This window comes from Rossellomorea aquimaris, from assembly GCF_000935355.1.
GTDB classification, from domain to species: domain Bacteria; phylum Bacillota; class Bacilli; order Bacillales; family Bacillaceae_B; genus Rossellomorea; species Rossellomorea aquimaris_B.
The window spans coordinates 84297-104252 of sequence record NZ_JXZC01000010.1; the positions used below are offsets into that span (position 1 = coordinate 84297).

The window sequence follows — 19956 nt, forward strand, 5'->3', positions numbered from 1 at the left end:
ACCTGTTTGTTAGTAATTATTTTCCAACAGGTGTACATTCTTAGCGGGCAATGGAAGATCCTTTATAACGGGGCTTTCTTCATGAAACCTTTACAAAAGAAGAAAGAAATTTTTTTACTATCCGTGATAATCTCCTTACTTTAAAACTATATTGTGTTAATGGATATTGCTTTTCATTGGCTTGGTTGGAAGTTTTGCAGGGAAGACATGGTTTATTCAGCTTGAATGCCGGACCACTCAATTCAATACGAATGGAGGATTCGCATGGTAAATTTTAATTCTTTCTACGGTACCATCACCATGATCAGTGATTTCGCGACAGGACAAAATGGTGAAGGGGAAGGCTGCTATAAATTAATATCTGTTGATGACGGATCTGGTGGTTCGGTGAATTTTGTGGTGTCACCAACCACCTACTTTGTGGACCATAGAATGGTGGCCGTAGGGGACAGGGTAACCGGATATTATGACGGAAATGCGCCTGTTCCCCTTATTTATCCACCCCAATACCGCGCTCTTGTCATGGTAAAAGAGAACCCTTCACAAAATGTGAAGGTAGACTATTTCAACTCACAGTTGGAGAGCAGCGATGGCATGCTAAGATTAAATCTATCCCCCTACACTCAAATTGTACTGACCAACGGACAATCTTTTTCAATGTATCCTGGCAACCGGAATCTAATTGTAATTTTTGGGCCCAGCACGATGAGTATACCTGCTCAAACCACACCTTATAGAATCATTGTGTGGTGTTAGTGAAGGATTTTCGAAAGCTTGCTTATCTTTGCGCGGAATCTTCATTGATTTCGCGCTTTGTTTATAGAACCGCACAATCGTTTAGGTTATGACAACACTACCTATCTTTTAACTATTAAATGTGCGAGAAAACCAGTAGGTATGTCCACTCCTTATTGATTTCATTACATATGATGGTAATAAAATCATATAGAAAGGAGTAAGACATTTGAAATTAACAGAGTATTTTTCAACGTGGCTACGCCGAATGAAGGCCTTTATCCTTCGTGTAAGGGCATCATTATTCTATAAACTACTGCCCGTACGGAGCCACCCCAATAATGGAGACGAGGTAAAATATCCTGAGAAAATAGCCAACTTTTCAAAAGGGCTGCCACATAATGAACTCGGGGAAGTAGATGTTGGTGCTTATGACAAATATCTTCAGATACTGAAGTCTGGCGCCCCCGATGATTTTGAAAATCTTCCACTTGCTGGCGAAAGGAAGCTGGTTGACCCCCAAGCTGCATATGCATTCGAAATGGTCGGTCCGGACAGTCACCAATTGGTCATACCGCCGGCTCCGTCCTTCAGTAGTCCAGAAATTGCTGCTGAAATGGTGGAGCTTTATTGGCAAGCCCTTACACGGGATATCCCTTTCAGCGAATATGACGAGAATCCCTTAACGATTGCAGCTGCGAATGAGCTATCTACCTTATCCGATTTTCGAGGTCCTAAAGTCGATGGTAAAGTCACCACTGGGACATTATTCCGGGACAATCTCCCGGGAGCATTGACCGGGCCGTATATTTCACAATTTCTTTGGAAAGATATCCCTTATGTGGGGACAACCATTACGCAACGCTATCAAACAACTAAGGCAGGGAAAGACTTTTTAACCGACTACGATGATTGGCTTGCCAGTCAGAATGGTTCCATACCATCAGGTCCGGATTATGATCCTACCCCTCGGTATATTCGGAATGCCCGGGATATGGCCGAATTCGTTCATAAGGACCTCTCCATTGAAAGTGGATTCGGCGCTTGTTTGATCCTGCTTGGTTATGGGACTGCTGCATGGGATAAGAATAATCCTTATCTCGATTCTGACACACAGATCGGTTTTTCCACCTTTGGAATTCCACATATATTGGATTTTGTGACAAGAGCAGCCCGTCCGGGTCTAGAAGCAGCCTGGTACCAAAAATGGCTGGTCCATCGACGGCTTCGACCTGAGGAATTCGGTGGTCGTATCCACAACATGCTGATTGGTAAAGCCGATTATCCTATTCATCCCGATGTCCTCAACTCAAAGGCAGTAAGAAAAACCTATAAAAAATACGGCTCCTATCTGTTACCTCAGGCTTACCCAGAGGGTTGTCCCACACACCCGTCCTATCCCGCAGGCCATGCTACATTTGTGGGGGCCATGGTGACGATGCTAAAGGCATTGTTCGACGAATCATTCGTCATTCCTGATCCTGTCGTAGCCACAAGCGACGGCCTGTCCCTGGATCGATATGAAGGACCACCACTCACAGTCGGGGGTGAATTGAACAAACTTGCCTATAATATTGCGAATGGACGGGATGCGGCAGGTGTTCACTATCGTGCCAGCGGCATCAATGGGTTCCAACTTGGAGAATCGATAGCCATTGGAATCCTTCGTGATTACAAGGCCACTTATAATGAGAAGTTCGAGGGATTCACCCTCACAAAATTTGACGGTACCACGATTAAAATCTAATAGAGTACAATAAAAACCCAAGTCGATACGGAATGCCCGACTTGGGTTTTTAACTATTGATCTTATATATGGCCAATCAACTATAAGCTAACTCTTTCTCGCTTAGACCAAGCGTCTCTGCTGTTGAAGTGTGGATTTCCTTAAACAGCTCCGGATTTTCCACCAATGACACCCCATATGAAGGGATCATTTCTTTTAGTTTCGGTTCCCAATCATTCATATGCTGCGGGAAGCATTTTTCAAATAATTCAATCATAACGTGAACGGCAGTGGAAGCTCCCGGGGAAGCACCAAGTAGTGCAGCGACTGAACCATCAGCGGCACTGACCACTTCGGTACCGAATTGAAGTGTTCCTTTCCCGCCTGCCTCAGTATCTTTGATGACTTGTACACGTTGACCGGCTACTACGATATCCCAATCCTCAAGTTTAGCGTTTGGTATGAACTCCCGTAATTCTTCCAAGCGTTTTTCATTAGACAACAAAACTTGCTGGATCAGATATTTGGTCAATGACAACTCTTTAGCACCTGCCGCGAGCATCGTAAGGACATTATTCGGTTTGACGGAACCGATCAAATCCAAATTTGATCCCGTTTTTAAAAACTTGGGAGAAAATCCGGCAAACGGTCCAAACAGTAATGATTTTTTGTTATCGATATATCGTGTATCAAGATGCGGAACGGACATTGGAGGAGCCCCCACCTTGGCTTTACCATATACTTTGGCATGATGCTGCGCCACTACTTCCGGATTGTTACATACCATGAACAATCCGCTTACCGGGAACCCTCCAATATGTTTCGATTCAGGGATACCGGTTTTTTGCAGTAAAGGAAGACTTCCGCCCCCACCCCCGATAAAGACGAATTTTGCCGTGTGATGTTCGATCTTACCGCTATCGATATTTTGCACCTTGACTTCCCATGATCCGTCACTGGTACGTTTAAGATCCTTTACACTATGCTTGTAGTTTATCTCGACATTTTGCCGCTTTAAATGGTCAAACATCATTCGTGTTAAAGCCCCAAAGTTGACGTCCGTCCCAGAATCGATTTTGGTCGCAGCTATCGGTTCATTCGATGTACGGCCCTCCATGATAAGCGGGATCCATTCCTTTAGTTTTTCGGGGTCTTCGGAAAATTCCATTCCTTGAAACAAAGGGTTACTTGACAGCGCTTCCAATCGTTTTTTCAAAAACTCTACATTTTTTTCTCCTTGTACCATACTCATATGAGGTATAGGCATAATAAAGTCTTTCGGATTACCGATCAGATCACGGTTTACAAGATACGACCAAAACTGTCTTGAAAGCTGGAACTGCTCATTGATTTTAATTGCCTTACTTATATCTACGGATCCGTCAGGTTTCTCTGACGTATAGTTAAGCTCGCACAATGCCGCATGCCCCGTACCAGCATTATTCCATTCGTTCGAGCTTTCCTCCCCTGCGTCGGCCAGTTTCTCAAACACTTTCATTTCCCAATCCGGTGCTAACTCTTTCAGCAATGATCCCAAAGTCGCGCTCATGACTCCGGCACCAATTAAAATAACGTCTGTTTTTTTCTGTATGCTGCTCATGAAAACCTTCCTTACTCTTTATATTTTCAAAAAAGAGTAAGCGCTCCTGCTCGGGTCTCACTTAAAGCAAGGCGCCACCCTGGAATTCACCTGTTCAGTTATAACCATACCATAATCTATTATAATGATTTAGGGATTAAAATATCTACCATTATCTGATAATTATATACTATTTAGAGCTTTTAAAAAAGTGAAAAGTCCGTTTTCAACGACGTAGAATCCTGGAGAAAGCAAAAATCGACCCTATTTTTCAGAAAGGGTCAAGAGTTTGCTCCGTGTTGCTAGTCTGCGATGTTACTTGTGATACGGTTCGCCCCGATTAATCCGAAACGCCCGATAAATCTGCTCCACCAGAATCAATCGCATCAATTGATGGGGGAAAGTCATCTTAGAAAACGATAGTGTTTCATTGGATCTCTTGATGACATCATCACTCAATCCAAGTGATCCACCAATGACAAATGCCACTTTGCTTTTCCCGTACGTAGCAAGCTTGTCCAGATTATCGGCAAGTTCTTCCGATGAACGCCTTTTCCCTTGGATGGCCAGGGCAATGACGTGATGATCAGAGGAGATCTTAGCTAAGATCCGTTCACCTTCTTTATTCTTCACTTGCTCCATTTCAGATTCACTCAATACTTCAGGGGCTTTTTCGTCGGCAAGCTCCACGATTTCAATCTTTGCATAAGCACCTAAGCGCTTAACATATTCGCCGATTCCTTGCTTTAAATATTTCTCTTTTAATTTACCAACCGTTACAATGGTGATATTCACTATCCACACTCACTTTACAAACAATTTACAAACACGTTATCCACAAGCTTTATCCACATATCCACAATATCAATCCACATATCGTAGGGGAATATTAGTTCGCCACTATATATATTGCGTTATTCCCACAATATTCACAGGTTGTGGATAACTTCTCATCTTCAGATAGCTCCGTCAGCTGTGGCGCTACCTCATGCTCATCCACGACAATATCCATAGCTAATTCTACATGCTCTAAGCAGCAGTAAATCATGTTTTTTCCTCCTATACTTAATTCAAAATATAGTCTCTAAACTTATCCACAATCATCATATCATGTAAAGAAAAAGCAGGAAAGGGCGCTTGGCCTTCCTGCTTTTCGCTAGTCCACATTCTATAATCTGGATTCATCGGTAAGTTTCATGGTTACTTCTTTCTTTTCACCGTTTCGATAGAGCGTGACTTTCATCTGATCGTTAACATCTTTTTTGTTATAAAGATGCTTTCTTAACTCAATGACATTTTCGATTTTCTCTCCGTCAAGCTCCGTAATCACATCCAGCTCTTGTAAGCCCGCCTGTGCCGCTGGAGAATTGGGAACGGTTTGTCTGATCATGACCCCATAATTGATTTCTTTCGGAAGCTTCAATGTTTCCTGCTGGTGATAGGCAGAAATTTTATTCACGTCCTCCAGTGTCACACCCATTGCGGGACGTTTGACTTCACCGTACTGTTCAAGGTCTTCAATGATCGGCTGAGCATAGTTGATCGGGATGGCAAGTCCGATTCCCTCTACTGCACTCTGAGCGATTTTCATGGAGTTGATTCCGATCAGCTGTCCGGAAATATTAATGAGGGCTCCACCACTGTTCCCCGGGTTGATGGCTGCATCGGTCTGGAGAACTTCTGCATTCCAATCTTCCATTCCATCCTGGTTAATATCGACCGGGATCGTTCTCTCAACACCCGAGACAACCCCCTGAGTAACAGAACCTGAAAATTGCAGTCCAAGTGGGTTACCTATCGCAATGACAGGCTCACCCGCTTTTAGCTTATCTGAATTACCAAACTCAGCAATGTCATCTTTCTTGATTTTACTTCCATCCATTTCGATTACAGCCAGGTCTGTCCAAATATCTGCACCACGCATTTGAGCCGGTACCTTGGTCCCGTCTGCAAGAGTCACCTCAAGTTGATCTGCGCCTTCTACCACGTGATTATTGGTAACGATATATACCTTATTTCCTTCTTTTTTATATATTACCCCGGATCCTGTACCTGCCTGCTGATCCTGGGTTTGTCCTTCACCCTGTCCCCAGAAGCTTTGAGATTGGATATTGGTGATTCCTACAACAGAATCTCCAGCTTTCTCTACAGCTTTCGTCACATCCGTTGTGACATCGACGGAAACATTTTGGGTGGCTCCATTATGATAAGCTTCGTCCGTTTCTTTCAGGTCTTCGTCGGGTTGAATTGAATAGGGTAAGATGTCAAAGTTCGTTAACTGAGGAATCGCCACAATGACCAGGATAGCCCCAAGTACCACTCCCAATAAACCAGCGAGGAACATTCCTCCGCGATTGCCCTTTTGCCTGCTCCGGCTTTCAGAATTATGATCCGAATCATAGTATCCCATATAAGTTCATCCTTTCTACGTTCCATTCCTTTTGTTATTTTATCTTTACAAGCATGATTATAGTCAGGTTAAATGAAAAAATAATGAAAAAAGGGTAAGGAATTTAAAATGTAATGGTTTATGTAATAGTGTTGCGAAGCGAGTAGTGGTCGATGTGCTTTATAGGCACTCTTTACATGGTACTTGGCAGACCTGAGGTCAAAAATAAACAACCTTTTTGTAAAAAGAGCTATACAAAAAAGGTGAAGACAGCAGCCCTCACCTTTTTCATACCTTCAAAAGAAAAATCGTAAACATTTGAATCGGTTTAAATCGCAACTAAAGGTGTTGGTACTTTAGGATCCGTATCAAATAAATCAATTTGTTCTCCCACTACTATTCCTTTTGACTCGAGTGTCTGGGTGACACTCATCCTTGCCAGGTCTTTCATATTATTATCGAGGCTGAGATGGGCTAAATAAATCCCTTTGGTTCTATCACCCATCACTTCACTCATGGCAATGGCAGCATCCTCATTGGATACATGGCCATAATCACTCAGGATCCGACGCTTTATATTCCATGGATACCGGCACATTCGAAGCATCCCTACATCATGATTACTCTCAAATACATAGGCATCGGCATTGGAAATGATCCCTTTCATACGATCACTTACATATCCCGTGTCGGTAACTAGGACAAGCTTTTTCTCTCCCTGGTGGAATATATAGAACATCGGCTCTGCCGCATCATGTGAAACACCAAAGGACTCAATGCTCAATCCTCCAAAGTGTTTGGCTGTTTCCATATCAAACGAAAACTTCTGTTCTGTATCTATCTTCCCTACCAATCCGTCCATGGCATTCCAGGTTTTATCGTTGGCATAGACCGGGAGCTTGTACTTTCTTGCTAACACGCCGATCCCCTTAATATGATCACTATGCTCATGAGTCACAAGGATACCCGATAAATCTTCTATCTTCCGGTCTATCTGACTGAACAATCCTTCCATCTGCTTACCGCTCAAACCTGCATCCACAAGGAAGGAATGCCCTTCCGTCTCCACGAATATCGCATTTCCTGTACTGCCACTGGCAAGCACACTAAAATGCATGGTCATATCTCTCACTCCAATGTTTCTTTTTCTGGTTTGGTGACTTCAAAAATCTGTCCTTCAACAGCATTAATAAATAGGTCTTCTTTTTTGTCACCTGATTCAATGACAAAATGCCAGGTTGGTGCCAGGACCTGGGATTTTTCACGTGATAAAAAGGTGTAGTATCCCAGTTCGGGTGTTTTGATCGTACTGCCCGTGCTTATCTTGTGGTTGGTCCACAAAACCTGAAGAGCTTGGAGAGAAGTAAGCAGGCTTTTCTTTTCCCCGCTTAATTCTTCTAAATTTTCAAGCATTGTTTGTTTGTAAGAGACGATCTCATTCTCTTTATTTAGACTAAGAATCACTTTCCCATTTGAGTTGTTAAAAATTTGTCTTTCTTTATACATCTGATAGTAAATGATCGTTTGTTCATCTTTATTATATTTCCAGAAGCTGTATTTTTCACCGTTAACGACCTGATTTTTCATAAAATCGTTTAATTCATCAGGTGAAAACTTTTCACTTATGGGGAATGGTTCTTCTAAGGTTGAATGAATAGTATTATCCGTGACGACACTGACATCTTGATTTTTTAACTTTTCGATTTCCTTCTCAGAAAACGTTTTTGTTTTTGCACTAATATAGGCTTCTTTTATGGGATCCTTTGATAGATTTTTTGGGTAATCAATTTTATCAGTCTTTAATTGTTCTTCAAAGGATACTTGGCTCAACGTTTCCGGATTGCTCTCAGAAACTTTGTTAATGAACAGCGACATTAAAAAGATGTCTAAGATCAGAAAGACTATAATAAAAATGCTTTTCGTTTTACTCCAGTCCAATTCCAAGCCCCTCCTGTTCTTCCAAAGGTAGGCGTAACCAATTACCATCGTATTTATAATACCAGGAAGGTTCAAATACAAGGAATTTTCTGTTTGATTCATTCGAATCTCTTGTCATCTTATATCCGACAATGACATCTTCTACGTACTCAAGATTGATCGTATCTTCCTTTGCCAAAAGATATAAAACAGTGGATCCTGCCGGCAATCTAACTTCATTTACACCATCTTCAATCCCCAGAACATAATCTAATTTAAAGTATGGACGATTGTACTCGTTAATCGACTCCTGACCCATGATTTGAGAAATTTCAGCCATCCCATTTTCATTAAAAACAGGATAATTATGCACAAACAGCCGGTATACGATTTTATTCTCAAGTGGACTCATCGAGAAAAATTGATAGTCATCGGTCCAGCCCCCATGGTCATTCACAAACTCCATACTTTTTTGAAGCAGCTCCGTGGCAGATGACCCTCCATTTTTTTCTTCGGATGGATTTACATATGACAAAGTATTATGTTCTTTATTCGTTTTCAATAAACTATACACATTTGTGAATTTTTCCCCTTGCTCGGTAAATCCCTTATCTACACTATTTGGATCACTAAACAATGCTTGCACATATTCTTCGGGGGAATCAAGGTCCGAATAATATCTATAGCTGATATAGTCCTCAGGATTTTTGGGCAGAAAAATCGTTTTTTTATTATTTAATGGCTGTTCTATATATTCATCAAAATTATAAACGGCTTTTTGTACAAAGCGCTCTTCGAAAGCTTCTAAACTGGCACGGTCTACCCGGCTTTCATAAAATTTCTTTTCTCCTGATTCATATAAAACAAAATAGACGGAACCTGTATCTGAACCGTTATTATTTAGATCGATAATAATTCGGTTAAATGAACCGTTCAGGGTGTTTTTCTCTTCTAATTTTAACATTTGACTATAAATTGAGAGTGGAACATTGTCCGGGAAAACAATTTCGACCTTTTTCTCACCGTGTATAACAGATTTAATCTCTGTCATATTATACTCTCTTGAAAGATCTTTCAGATCGAATAGAGTCCAGCCCCTTAATTGTTCAATAACATTATCGATTTCGGTTTCATTTGAAGTACCGACTGTCCGATTTCCTGTATGATAGAAGAGTTTAAATGGTTTAATTAAAACGCTGTTAAGCTCATTCTCAGGTATCTTGTCTCCAACAGACACATCATACGCTTCATCGCTATTAATCGTATCGTACCCTGGTTGATACGTCCAAAGATTGAAGGTAAGGAATATACTGATGCATACGAGCAACGTCAGAATTATCGATTTGATTTTTTCATAGTTCATGACCAATCATCCTCTTGAGTGGAATCATATGGGAGAGTGAATGTGATGGTGGTTCCTTTTCCTTCCGTACTCGTCGCCCATACGTCGCCACCATGTGCTGAAATCATCTCTTTTGCTATGGCAAGGCCAAGTCCTGTACCACCCATTTGTCTTGTCCTGGCTTTATCGACACGGTAGAATCGCTCAAATATCTTCTCAAGATTTTCTTTTGGGATCCCCAATCCTTGGTCAGATACACTGATTTCAATGTATCCGTCCTTTTCTTGCACCTTAAATGTAATGGTTCCACCCTCAGGTGAATATTTCAAAGCGTTCGAAATGATGTTATCCAAAACCTGTGTGATTTTATCCTGGTCCACTTCCACAAACATGGCTTTGTCTGGTAAGTAGCGGTTGAAGGTCACATTCACATTCTTGGTCATTTCAAATCGATCAATGATTTTATGGAAAAAGAGGATGAAATCAACCCAATCTTTATTAAAACGATAGTCCTTACTATCCATTTTTGATAATTGAAGAAGATCGTTGACTAAACGGATCATTCTCTCCGTCTCATTTTGAGTGACATCAAGGAATTGAGGTGCGATGTTTTCGTCTTGCCATGCCCCTTCAGCCAATGCCTCTAAGTAGCTCCGCATCGTTGTGAGCGGCGTACGAAGTTCGTGGGATACATTTGCAACAAATTCCCGTCTCTCTATATCAATTTTCTCCTGCTCCGTAATATCATGTAATACCGTAATAAGACCGTTCACAAACCCGGTCTCTTTTTGAATGATAGAGAAATTCGCCCTTAGAATATAAGGTTTTTCTTTCGTACTATAATCTAAAATGATCGAATCCTGTTCATTGGATAGATCATCAAACGTGTATTCCTCATCTAATCCCAATAAGGATACAATGGGTTGAGAAACGACTGTTTCACGTGAAACATTCAGCATATCCGCAGCAGGATCATTAATCAGAATGACCCGTCCTTTTCGATCTGTTGCAATGACACCATCCGTCATATAAGAGAGTACGGAAGAAAGCTTTCTTCGCTCACCCTCCGTCGTTGCTTGGGCTTCCTGAAGACGTTTCGTCAAGTTATTGAATGTGATCGCAAGCTGACCTATTTCATCGTATCCATAGACCTTTACTTTCCTTGAAAAGTTACCCTTTGCCATGGCAAGGGCTTGCTTTCTCATATCAGAGATCGGTCTTGTCACGGTTTGTGCCAATAACACACCCAATACTGCTGTTATGACTAAAGCAATTAATGTACCATTCGTAAAAATCTTGTTTATTTCACTCATTTGGTCATAAACCGATTCTATTTCACCGACAAGATAAATAGCACCAATGACTTCTTCATTTGAAGTGATTGGTGCCGCATACACCCAGATACGATCTTTCGTTTGATCATCAAGATAGATATCCTCATGACCCAATCCTACAGCGAGGGCTCTTTTAACCTCTTTTTCTCCGCTGACCTGACCAACTAAACTCTGATTATTGGGATCTGAGGTGCCAATAATTTTGTTTCTATTATTAATCACTCGAATTTCGGAAATATCCGACGTTTTGCTATCATCTAATACTCTCGCGATATCCGCTTCGAGTGTGGGATCATCTTCACCGCGTTTCTTTACTATTTCTTCACGGATTGTATACTCTAATAATTCCACTCTATTTTTAATAGACGTCTGGAAATTATCGACAAGCTTTTCTTCAAGGGCCCTTACGAAATACACACCAATGATTTGCATGGCGAGAAGTATGAGCAGAACATAAATCAAAACGAATTTCAGATGGATGGAACGGGTTAAACCAACTTTCTTCATTACAGATTACTCCTGTTCAGGATTTCGTAAGTAATACCCGACTCCTCTACGTGTTACGATCCAGGTAGGGTGACTTGGGTTGTCTTCAATTTTCTCGCGAAGACGTCTGACGGTAACATCGACTGTACGTACATCTCCGTAGTAATCATACCCCCAAACAGTTTGAAGTAAATGTTCACGGGTCATCACTTGTCCAATATGCTTCGCTAAATAATGAAGAAGCTCAAACTCACGATGTGTCAGCTCAATCGTTTCCCCTCTTTTAGATACAACATACGCATCAGGATGAATGGTTAAAGAGCCGACGGTAATTTCATTGTTTTCATCTTCAACATTTTGCTGTGCACCCTGCTGATGACGGCGCAGATTCGCTTTTACCCGGGCGATGAGCTCGCGGGTACTGAACGGTTTCGTCACATAATCATCGGCTCCAAGCTCTAATCCCAATACCTTGTCAATTTCCGAGTCTTTCGCTGTCAACATGATGATGGGCATTTCATACTTTTTCCTGATTTCACGGCACACTTCCATTCCATCACGATTTGGAAGCATAATATCAAGAAGGACAAGATCCGGCTTAATTTCTTCCGCCATCTTTACCGCTTCGTCCCCATCGTACGCACAGTGCACTTCATAGCCTTCTTTTTTCAAATTAAATTGTAGTATATCTGCAATCGGTTTCTCATCGTCAACGACTAAAATTTTCTTTTCCATGTCAATTGATCTCCTTTAGAAAAAAGTAATGTATCATATAAAGTTGTGATTATTATTGGATTCTTCCTTTAAATTTATCACTATCTCCATATTAATTCATCTTTAACTCTATCATAACCTTTATTTCATTTCTTTTTGACTACAATCTAAATATAACAAAGGGGACTGACAAATAAAATGATTGTGTCAGTCCCATGCTTGATTACCTATATACAATTACAGTACATCCAATGGATTGATAAGAGATCCATTTTTGTAAACTTCGATATGCAGGTGGACACCGGTCGATTCACCAGTTGTACCCATGATACCGATCTTCTGGCCTCTTTCTACCGTTTGACCAGCTGAAACAGAAATCGAGTCCAGATGAGCATAAATGGTTTTATACCCATTTCCATGATCGATGACAACTTTATTTCCGTAACCGCCATCGTCCCAACCGGCAGAAACGACTCTTCCGTTATCTACAGATTTAATGGTAGGATCGCTTGGTCGCGCGATGTCGATCCCTTTGTGAATTTTCCCCCATCTTGGTCCTTGTTTAGAGGAAATGTAGCCGCCATTTGTCGGCCATGCAAAGTCTCCCGATCCCCTTGATGGAGTGGCTTTTGTTCCTTTAATGACAATATATTTCACTGGATCTTTCAGTTTCTTCTCTTCTTTTACATTTTTATCGATGTGAGAACCGTTCACTTCTGTCGTTTCAAACGTAACGGATTTCTCGCCTTCTTGACCTTCCTGCTTCACTTTCGTATCGCCTTTATTCATAGAAGAGTCTTCTACCACTTCTTTCTCATAGGCAATCTTTTCAATCTTGTGTGCCTCTTTCTTGACAAGTACATGGACAAGAGGTTCATAAACGGTCACATTTAACTCGGAGCCGACTTTAAGGGCAACGTCCTTTTTCAGCTCTGAGTTTAATTCCAGCAACTTACCTGTGGTTAACTGGTGCTCTTCTGCAATCGTACCAAGAGCATCACCTTCTTGAACCTTATATTTCTTCTCTTCTAAGGTACCCTTCTTAAGAAGATCCGCAGCTTCTTCAGAAGACATCATTTCTTCCGGCTCCACTTGCGTCTTCTTCATCTCTACCTTTTCTTTAAAAGAAACTTCTAATAAACGTGTTTCATTTTCTTTTAAATCGGGTAAAGGATCTGATGAGGAATCATTTTCCCTAGCTTCTAATTCCTCTAGCTCTTCTTCAGAAACATAGTTCAGCTTAAAAGACTTTAAAGCTTCTTCAGCAGCCTTTTCGTCTTTTACATAAGCAATCGGTTTATCATTAACAACTAAAGCAAAAGCATTAGCTTCGACTGATACTGATTTATTCAGGCTTTCAATTACTTTTTGATTATTCGTCTTCGTAGCAGTAAACACATTCTCAGGTATGTATGTTACTTCATCATTAAAATCCACCTGATAATCAGTGTACTCCTTCTTCGCTTCAGCCAGCTTCTCATCCAGGACGGATTGTACTTCCTCCTGGTTTGTAACAGCTCCTACATACTCACTACCCATGTATACATGATAGATCGTTTGCAAATCTTCATCCGATCCTGTATTCGCTGCCGCCGATGAAAATGTCAAAGTTGAAAGAGCGAGCGTAGTGATCCCTACTCTTTTTACAAATTGATTAGATCTATGTCGAATATTAAGTTTTTTATATTTTTCTAAAATTGGTGATAATTTCTCTCCAAAACTCATTGACTTGCCTCCTATAAACTAAAGCAAAAATCCCAGTTACGGTAGTTCATTAAGCCTAATTTAGTAAAATTCTATAAAATTCGTACTTTACTAATTTACCATAATTCGACGAAATCCGGGACATGGAATCAGGATTGTAATAAAACTGTATAATTAATGAGAGAGCAATGAAAGCGCTTTGACTGTTTTTTGGCGTCACAGTGGGAATTTCGTGGGTCTAAAGATGGATTAGTCGTTGAAACAATCATGGTAGAAATTAGAGAAAAACGATTGTGTTTTGTTACATTGGTGTTACAAGGACAAATAAAAAAGTACTACGAGAGTCAAAGTCGTCGCAGTACTTTTTGTAAGATGGCTCAGGACGGAATCGAACCGCCGACACATGGATTTTCAGTCCATTGCTCTACCAACTGAGCTACTGAGCCATATCTTTTTAAAGAACTAAATATGTAAATGGCGGTCCGGACGGGACTCGAACCCGCGACCTCCTGCGTGACAGGCAGGCATTCTAACCAACTGAACTACCGGACCAGAGTTTTTTGCGAAAGCAAAATAACTTTCATTACCTTGCGCTAGCAAAATATTTTTCCTTGAATTGCGAAAGCAAAATAAGTTTCTAGCATAATATTTTAATGAAGTTACATCACTTAAACTATCAATCTCACTTCAAAAAAATAATAATGACCCATACGGGATTCGAACCCGTGTTACCGCCGTGAAAGGGCGGTGTCTTAACCGCTTGACCAATGGGCCATGTAAAGAAAAAAATGGTGAGCCATGAAGGACTCGAACCTTCGACCCTCTGATTAAAAGTCAGATGCTCTACCAACTGAGCTAATGGCTCTAAGTATATATATAAACACGATTAGCAGGCTTGATCAAAGCCGCTTTCGTGACAACGAAATTAATATTATCATAGTGTGAATGTCGAGGGCAACAGTTTTTTTGTTTTTTTTGTCGAAAATTATTTCTTGGGGAATAATTTTGGGGGAAATGCGCTTTGGTGGGCAAGCGCATTTCCCCTGATTCGTTTAGTTTAGATCAAAATTCAGTTTATAGACCCTTCCTTTGTTAGTACCAATTGATTGTATATGAGGATTTGCAGTTTTTATTAATCTAGTTGCGAGGGAAGGCGAAGATATTAATAGAAATTCTCTTAATTGGCAGCTTGTTATCTCATTTCCCAATAATAAGTAGTAGTCTTTTAAAGCTTCTATATGACCATTCTTTGACCTTTTCCTGCAATTTGGACAGCTCCAATATCCAAACTCTCTTATTAGTGGGAGATGGTCACATTCTTTACAAATGACTCCGGGTAAAATATCATTTTTACTTATTTTATAGGTATCTAGTATAGAAGTGTTTAGTGGGGTATTTCCTTTATTAATTAACCTGATAGTTTTTCTAAGTTCTTTATCTGAAATTATTTGATTATGGAAGTGATTGTGGAGTTGAGTGATTTTATTGGGGAGTGAGGCTGCGTGAATTACCTTTTTGCTCAACGCTTCATTATTTGTACTTATAACCGTTTGGGGATTACTTATAACTACCAACCCATATATGGGAATGAGAGGCAGGTTATTCTTTTTGATCCATTCTTTAAATTGATATTGTTGCCTGTTTATCTGAAGAACCGGATCAGGTAAAGCAATTTCTATACCGTTTTTTGTTTGAATGAATTGATTGAATATAGTATCGAACCTTACTGCCCCGGCTATATTTTTCACTTCCAATATTAATATATATCGATTGGTCAAAATGAGTGTGTCAATCTGGAAGAAACGGCCATTCACTTTAAGGCGGATATCATGGAAAATGAAGTAGTCTTTAGGAGGCAGGTAACCCAATTGGTAGTCAATCGCTTTTTCACCATTATAGCCTGCTTGAATTTTTGCGAGGTTTTCCTTAATAAAGGGGATTTTAGGATAGTCTTTTTGTAAACGCCCTAATATTGCTTCTAGTTTTAACAGTTTGAGTGGAACTTTTCGCTCGTTAACGTTCATTTCATCACTCCAATCTTAGATTTATCCCTAATTACTTCTTCTTTTATTTTAAAAGTCCTGCTTAAGAGTTGAATTTCAACAGCTTTTCCCAGGTAGATAAAATATATTATCGACTTTCATCTATATATTATCGACTTTTCAATTATATTATCGACTTCTGCCCATATATTATCGACTTTAGTGATATATTATCGACTTTGGCACTTTTATTATCGACATTCATTTCTCCCTCAATTCCCAAGAACATTCTGCCTGGCATCTCACACCTTGCAAACCATCCACAATACTTAAAAAAAGACCCGCCACCAAAGCACCACCCCAGCGCTCCAACAGCAGGTCTCCATATCAAATCAACTCTCAATAAGTCAAACTAGCAGCCACAATCAATCCCACTACAATTGCAGCAGAGAATAGGCTGAACCCGATGGCAATATTGCCTTCTTCCACTTTCTTCGCTAAATTCGTCTTAGGTGTCAGGACGTACTCGATGATCCAATAGGCAATGACTTGAGTCGCGATTCCGATGAGTCCCCAGATAAAGGCGTCGAGTAAATTAAAGCTGTTTGCCCAGACCGTGTAGATGACAATGGCGAGTCCGATGGCTTTTCCCCATAGTTTGAGGGCAACGGCAATGTTTCCTTCCCTGATTAAGGTAGCTTCTGAGAATTTGGTGGTAAAGGCGAAAACGGTGATTCCGAGGATCATCAGTCCAAGTCCGGTTCCGACGTGGGCCAGAAAGCTTAGTAGGGCTTCACTTGTTAAGATTTGCATGAGTTTCTCTCCTTTTTATTTCTCCTGTAATCCTACAGGCAGAAAGTATGATTCGTTATCGGTGATGGCGTTACCGGCTCGTATTCCGACAGCACCGGCCTTACCATTAATAATAAAACTGCCGACCATCATGCTTGCATCCTTTATTCCTTCATCCGTCGTAATCTCCGCAATAGGCAGAGGGATAAATTGTTGGAATACTGGAAGGGTCTGCTTATAGGTTTCTTTTTTATCTTCTAAAAGGATTTTACCTGTCGCTTCAATGATTTTGACCGTATCTCCTTCACGGCCAAATGCAGGCTTTTGAACATAGGTGATGCCATTCTCCTCGAAGTGATCAGATTCTAAGTAGGTTGGAAGAAAGTATCGTTCGATCCATTGATGTTCCTCATCTGTATAGAAGGAACTACATGCTTCATGAAGACCCCATATAAGTGCTTGAACTCCTTTAGACTGGAGTAAAAAAGCGGAGGGAGGATTCAAGATGGCAAGCTTTTTTTCCAATACCATTCTCATCAGATCCAAGCCTACATATTCTTCTGTAAGTGGATCCTTATCATCAATGAGATGTTCAATAGGATACGTCGGGCGGTACAATACATCGATCCGATCCCCTTGAGGAGTATAAAGACCGTCCTCTCGAATCTGCAGCAGATCCAGACTCACATATTCAGACGGTACGCCTGAAAGCTTCTGTAAATACTTTGTTGTCAGATGGTCCTCTTCGTGATCCTGGTGGGAAGTGAAGACGATCTTAGGTTCGCCTTCCCTTTGCAATGACTTCCAGGAAGATAAGAGTGCGCGCTTCAGCTCTTGTGCTAATACTGCCTCGAATCCCTCATTGGGATTAGAACATCCAAAATACTGACAAACCTTTTCATTCACATGATATAGCTCTTTGATGAAGGTGGGGGTGTCGCTATTGAACTCTAATAGCTTGATTTCTCCTCCGCTTGCAACGAAGTCAAACCGGCCCACAATGCACTCTTGAGGAATGGATTTAAACCTTATATAGGACAGGGATTCATTTGGAAAACCCAGCTCAAGAAGGGTCTCATCCTCCAGCTCACGAAGCAGATCCGATGTTTTACTATAAATGGAGTAAACTCGTTTGGATGCTTCTTGAATCGCAAAAACAGTGTCACGTGATTCTATTTTAATATCCAATAACGAATACTCCATGTCATATAAATCATGCCAAAATTCCGGAATACGCTGATAGAAAGAGTTTCTTGTTTCGCGGTGAGAGGCTGTCATGATTATCCTCCGAATCCGCCTTTAGAGCCGCTTCCGATCCCTGATTTGTAGCTCTTAGAGTACGATTTATAGCCTGAGTAATTTTTTAGACTGGATTTATTTTTAAACATTCTTCCAGCAAACCAAAAATAGCCAAAGTGAGGGGAACGGTCGTCATCACAATAATACGTGCCGCTTTCGTCATCCCAATCCCAGTCGTCACAGTCAACATCCGTCGGTTCTGGTGGAAGATCCTGATTCCCACAGCCGGTTACTGATATCGCCATGACGGATGCGACTACCCCGGCCATCATTTTCTTTGTTTTGTTCATTGTCTTTCCTCCTCTAGCTTATAGCCCGTTGTTTTTACATATAATATATACACGTAGCGATCCTCATCGATTTCAGCAGAATCCCGTTCCCACTCCACTCCATCTATATAATAGTAAACAGAACCGATGACACTTAGAATATCGAGATGATAATCATAGTGTTCTATTTTAACAATGGGATGATTGCTTCGTGGATTCAGTTCGCGAATTTCCAGTATTAATCCTTCAGGTGGAAACAAAGGATCTTTTACGGGTTCTTCTTCATACACTTCTACATATAGTATGAATCGATTCCCTTCAATAGCTGAAGAAAGCTGACGATATGTCACTCCTTCTTTCACAAAAAACTCGCATTCTCTTCTTGCCAGGATTTGTTCTAATTCAATATCAGGGTAATGATAGATCGCTTCATATGTGTCATTCCCTTTTCTTAAACGATATTCCAGTACCGGTTGTTTCATTTTTCAACTCCAGCCCCCTGCTTCCGAAGGATATGATTTCTTTTAAATATACGAACCAATGAGGAAAAGGTTTCATTTTCCAGGAATACATTGGTATTATTGAACTATGATTTTTTTGTAAGGAGGGTATGTATGATTATATTCCAAAGGATCTGGAAACAGATTACGAAGATGGACTTTGGTTTCATTCTTCTATTATCCCTGATTATTGTCCTGTTTGGAACCTTTGGCAGCCATTTTTTGGAGCCTGAGACATTTCCTACGCTTTTTGATGGGTTCTGGTGGACGATGACGACCTTGACCACTGTCGGATACGGAGATTATTTTCCCGTTTCGGTGGGAGGGCGATTGTTGGGAATATTCCTGTTTATCTTTGGGATCGGGATTATTGGGGTGTTGATCAGTAAAACCGTTGATTCCATTACCACATTTCAGAAATTCAAAAGGGAGGGAAAGTTAGTGTATACATATGAAGATCATTATATCTACATCAATTGGTCGAAGAAGACGGAGAGAGCCATTGAAGAAATCCTTGCACATGTGCCAGATGCGGAGATTGTTCTTATTGATATGCTTCCCGTTACACCAATGGAGCATGAGCAGGTTCATTTTATTCAAGGTGACCCGTCAGATGAAAGTGTATTACTGAAAGCCAATATCTTCGAGGCGAAACGAGTGGCGATCTTCTCGGATTCAAAGATCGAAGACCCTTCCCTTATCGATGGAAAAACATTATTGATTGCGTCTGCCGTTGAAGGTTTATCGAAGACTCATCAGAAAGAAGTCCACACGATCGTGGAAGTGTCTGAAGATCGTCATATTCCAAAATTCCAGCATATTGCCGTTGAGGATTTTATTTTATCCAATGATTCTGTTTCCCTATTGATGGCAAAAGCAACACTTCATCCAGGAACGACAAATTTATTCAGGCAATTGCTCAGTAAACGATACGGCAATAATATTCACGAATTCAGAGTAAAAGAGAATTGGAAAACCATCAAGCAGGCTTCTGAGGAGCTGCTGGAAAAGGGAGCTATTCTCCTCGCCGTGAATGATAATATGGATTTCACTGATGCCATGAACCGGGAACTGCATGCTGATGACGTTCTTTATGTCGTATGTCATGACAGAGTGTATGAACAATTATCTCAATAAAAAGGCGTTTACGCACTGTTTCATCAAAAAAACTCTTAGCAGCTCATGAGC

General features: G+C 40.7%; 18 protein-coding genes and 4 tRNA genes. 3 read left to right on the top strand and 19 right to left on the bottom strand.

Going from position 1 to position 19956, the window contains the following annotated elements:
• Nucleotides 1-264 precede the first annotated feature (264 nt).
• Complete coding sequence (locus TV75_RS18250) at nt 265-756, top strand: hypothetical protein (protein WP_044340242.1); 492 nt, start codon at nt 265-267, stop codon at nt 754-756.
• A gap of 208 nt (nt 757-964) precedes the next feature.
• Nucleotides 965-2482, top strand: a complete 1518-nt coding sequence (locus tag TV75_RS18255) for a vanadium-dependent haloperoxidase (protein WP_044340243.1) — start codon at nt 965-967, stop codon at nt 2480-2482.
• Between the two features lie 76 nt (nt 2483-2558).
• Here the strand turns inward: TV75_RS18255 and TV75_RS18260 are convergent, their stop codons facing one another.
• The 19 genes from TV75_RS18260 to TV75_RS18345 form a co-directional block, all read right to left on the bottom strand.
• Nucleotides 2559-4061, bottom strand: a complete 1503-nt coding sequence (locus TV75_RS18260; RefSeq protein WP_044340244.1) for a malate:quinone oxidoreductase — start codon at nt 4059-4061, stop codon at nt 2559-2561.
• 294 nt (nt 4062-4355) lie between these two features.
• On the bottom strand, nt 4356-4835 hold the full coding sequence (gene rlmH, locus TV75_RS18265) for a 23S rRNA (pseudouridine(1915)-N(3))-methyltransferase RlmH (protein WP_044340245.1): 480 nt from the start codon (nt 4833-4835) through the stop codon (nt 4356-4358).
• Between the two features lie 94 nt (nt 4836-4929).
• A complete protein-coding gene (locus tag TV75_RS21640) occupies nt 4930-5088 on the bottom strand; it encodes a CxxH/CxxC protein (protein ID WP_082051348.1) in 159 nt (52 codons plus the stop codon).
• A 120-nt stretch (nt 5089-5208) separates the two neighbouring features.
• Nucleotides 5209-6450: a S1C family serine protease gene (locus TV75_RS18270; RefSeq protein WP_044340246.1), complete on the bottom strand. Its 1242-nt coding sequence runs from the start codon at nt 6448-6450 to the stop codon at nt 5209-5211.
• Nucleotides 6451-6757: 307 nt separating this feature from the next.
• The gene (locus TV75_RS18275) at nt 6758-7552 is read right to left on the bottom strand and encodes an MBL fold metallo-hydrolase (RefSeq protein ID WP_044340247.1); all 795 of its coding nucleotides are present in this window, start codon (nt 7550-7552) and stop codon (nt 6758-6760) included.
• A gap of 5 nt (nt 7553-7557) precedes the next feature.
• A complete protein-coding gene (locus TV75_RS18280; protein WP_044340248.1) occupies nt 7558-8367 on the bottom strand; it encodes a two-component system regulatory protein YycI in 810 nt (269 codons plus the stop codon).
• The gene (locus TV75_RS18285; protein ID WP_044340249.1) at nt 8354-9709 is read right to left on the bottom strand and encodes a YycH family regulatory protein; all 1356 of its coding nucleotides are present in this window, start codon (nt 9707-9709) and stop codon (nt 8354-8356) included. The genes TV75_RS18280 and TV75_RS18285 overlap by 14 nt, the downstream gene beginning before the upstream one ends.
• Nucleotides 9706-11529 (bottom strand): cell wall metabolism sensor histidine kinase WalK, encoded by a 1824-nt coding sequence (gene walK / locus TV75_RS18290; protein ID WP_044340250.1) that lies wholly within the window; start codon nt 11527-11529, stop codon nt 9706-9708. Before walK ends, TV75_RS18285 begins: the two co-directional genes overlap by 4 nt.
• A 6-nt stretch (nt 11530-11535) precedes the next feature.
• A complete protein-coding gene (gene yycF / locus TV75_RS18295; RefSeq protein WP_044340251.1) occupies nt 11536-12243 on the bottom strand; it encodes a response regulator YycF in 708 nt (235 codons plus the stop codon).
• Nucleotides 12244-12459: 216 nt separating this feature from the next.
• A complete protein-coding gene (locus TV75_RS18300) occupies nt 12460-13947 on the bottom strand; it encodes a M23 family metallopeptidase (RefSeq protein ID WP_052504615.1) in 1488 nt (495 codons plus the stop codon).
• A gap of 352 nt (nt 13948-14299) precedes the next feature.
• Nucleotides 14300-14372, bottom strand: a tRNA-Phe gene (locus TV75_RS18305).
• Between the two features lie 29 nt (nt 14373-14401).
• A tRNA-Asp gene (locus TV75_RS18310) sits at nt 14402-14478 on the bottom strand.
• Nucleotides 14479-14628: 150 nt separating this feature from the next.
• A tRNA-Glu gene (locus TV75_RS18315) sits at nt 14629-14700 on the bottom strand.
• 15 nt (nt 14701-14715) lie between these two features.
• Nucleotides 14716-14791: transfer RNA gene (locus tag TV75_RS18320), tRNA-Lys, on the bottom strand.
• 187 nt (nt 14792-14978) lie between these two features.
• Complete coding sequence (locus TV75_RS18325) at nt 14979-15950, bottom strand: nuclease-related domain-containing protein (protein WP_044340252.1); 972 nt, start codon at nt 15948-15950, stop codon at nt 14979-14981.
• Nucleotides 15951-16307: 357 nt separating this feature from the next.
• Nucleotides 16308-16721 carry a DUF350 domain-containing protein gene (locus tag TV75_RS18330; protein ID WP_044340253.1) on the bottom strand — a complete coding sequence of 138 codons (414 nt, stop codon included), beginning with the start codon at nt 16719-16721 and terminating at the stop codon, nt 16308-16310.
• Nucleotides 16722-16736: 15 nt separating this feature from the next.
• Complete coding sequence (locus tag TV75_RS18335; protein ID WP_044340254.1) at nt 16737-17978, bottom strand: glutathionylspermidine synthase family protein; 1242 nt, start codon at nt 17976-17978, stop codon at nt 16737-16739.
• Nucleotides 17979-17980: 2 nt separating this feature from the next.
• Complete coding sequence (locus TV75_RS18340) at nt 17981-18289, bottom strand: lipoprotein (RefSeq protein WP_044340255.1); 309 nt, start codon at nt 18287-18289, stop codon at nt 17981-17983.
• Entirely contained in the window at nt 18286-18750 is a 465-nt protein-coding gene (locus tag TV75_RS18345; protein ID WP_044340256.1) for a hypothetical protein, read from the bottom strand. The genes TV75_RS18340 and TV75_RS18345 overlap by 4 nt, the downstream gene beginning before the upstream one ends.
• Before the next feature lie 132 nt (nt 18751-18882).
• On the opposite strand from TV75_RS18345, the gene TV75_RS18350 reads away from it, so the two are divergent.
• Entirely contained in the window at nt 18883-19905 is a 1023-nt protein-coding gene (locus TV75_RS18350) for a potassium channel family protein (protein ID WP_044340257.1), read from the top strand.
• Nucleotides 19906-19956 lie beyond the last annotated feature (51 nt).

Excerpts from the sequence above, each read along its gene's own strand:
- TV75_RS21640 (WP_082051348.1), bottom strand. The coding sequence starts at position 5,088 with ATGATTTACTGCTGCTTAGAGCATGTAGAATTAGCTATGGATATTGTC.
- TV75_RS18270 (WP_044340246.1), bottom strand. The coding sequence starts at position 6,450 with ATGGGATACTATGATTCGGATCATAATTCTGAAAGCCGGAGCAGGCAA.
- TV75_RS18285 (WP_044340249.1), bottom strand. The coding sequence starts at position 9,709 with ATGAACTATGAAAAAATCAAATCGATAATTCTGACGTTGCTCGTATGC.
- TV75_RS18345 (WP_044340256.1), bottom strand. The coding sequence starts at position 18,750 with ATGAAACAACCGGTACTGGAATATCGTTTAAGAAAAGGGAATGACACA.
- TV75_RS18335 (WP_044340254.1), bottom strand. The coding sequence starts at position 17,978 with ATGACAGCCTCTCACCGCGAAACAAGAAACTCTTTCTATCAGCGTATT.
- TV75_RS18260 (WP_044340244.1), bottom strand. The coding sequence starts at position 4,061 with ATGAGCAGCATACAGAAAAAAACAGACGTTATTTTAATTGGTGCCGGA.
- TV75_RS18275 (WP_044340247.1), bottom strand. The coding sequence starts at position 7,552 with ATGACCATGCATTTTAGTGTGCTTGCCAGTGGCAGTACAGGAAATGCG.
- TV75_RS18350 (WP_044340257.1), top strand. The coding sequence starts at position 18,883 with ATGATTATATTCCAAAGGATCTGGAAACAGATTACGAAGATGGACTTT.
- TV75_RS18325 (WP_044340252.1), bottom strand. The coding sequence starts at position 15,950 with ATGAACGTTAACGAGCGAAAAGTTCCACTCAAACTGTTAAAACTAGAA.
- TV75_RS18330 (WP_044340253.1), bottom strand. The coding sequence starts at position 16,721 with ATGCAAATCTTAACAAGTGAAGCCCTACTAAGCTTTCTGGCCCACGTC.
- walK (WP_044340250.1), bottom strand. The coding sequence starts at position 11,529 with ATGAAGAAAGTTGGTTTAACCCGTTCCATCCATCTGAAATTCGTTTTG.
- yycF (WP_044340251.1), bottom strand. The coding sequence starts at position 12,243 with ATGGAAAAGAAAATTTTAGTCGTTGACGATGAGAAACCGATTGCAGAT.
- TV75_RS18340 (WP_044340255.1), bottom strand. The coding sequence starts at position 18,289 with ATGAACAAAACAAAGAAAATGATGGCCGGGGTAGTCGCATCCGTCATG.
- TV75_RS18300 (WP_052504615.1), bottom strand. The coding sequence starts at position 13,947 with ATGAGTTTTGGAGAGAAATTATCACCAATTTTAGAAAAATATAAAAAA.
- TV75_RS18250 (WP_044340242.1), top strand. The coding sequence starts at position 265 with ATGGTAAATTTTAATTCTTTCTACGGTACCATCACCATGATCAGTGAT.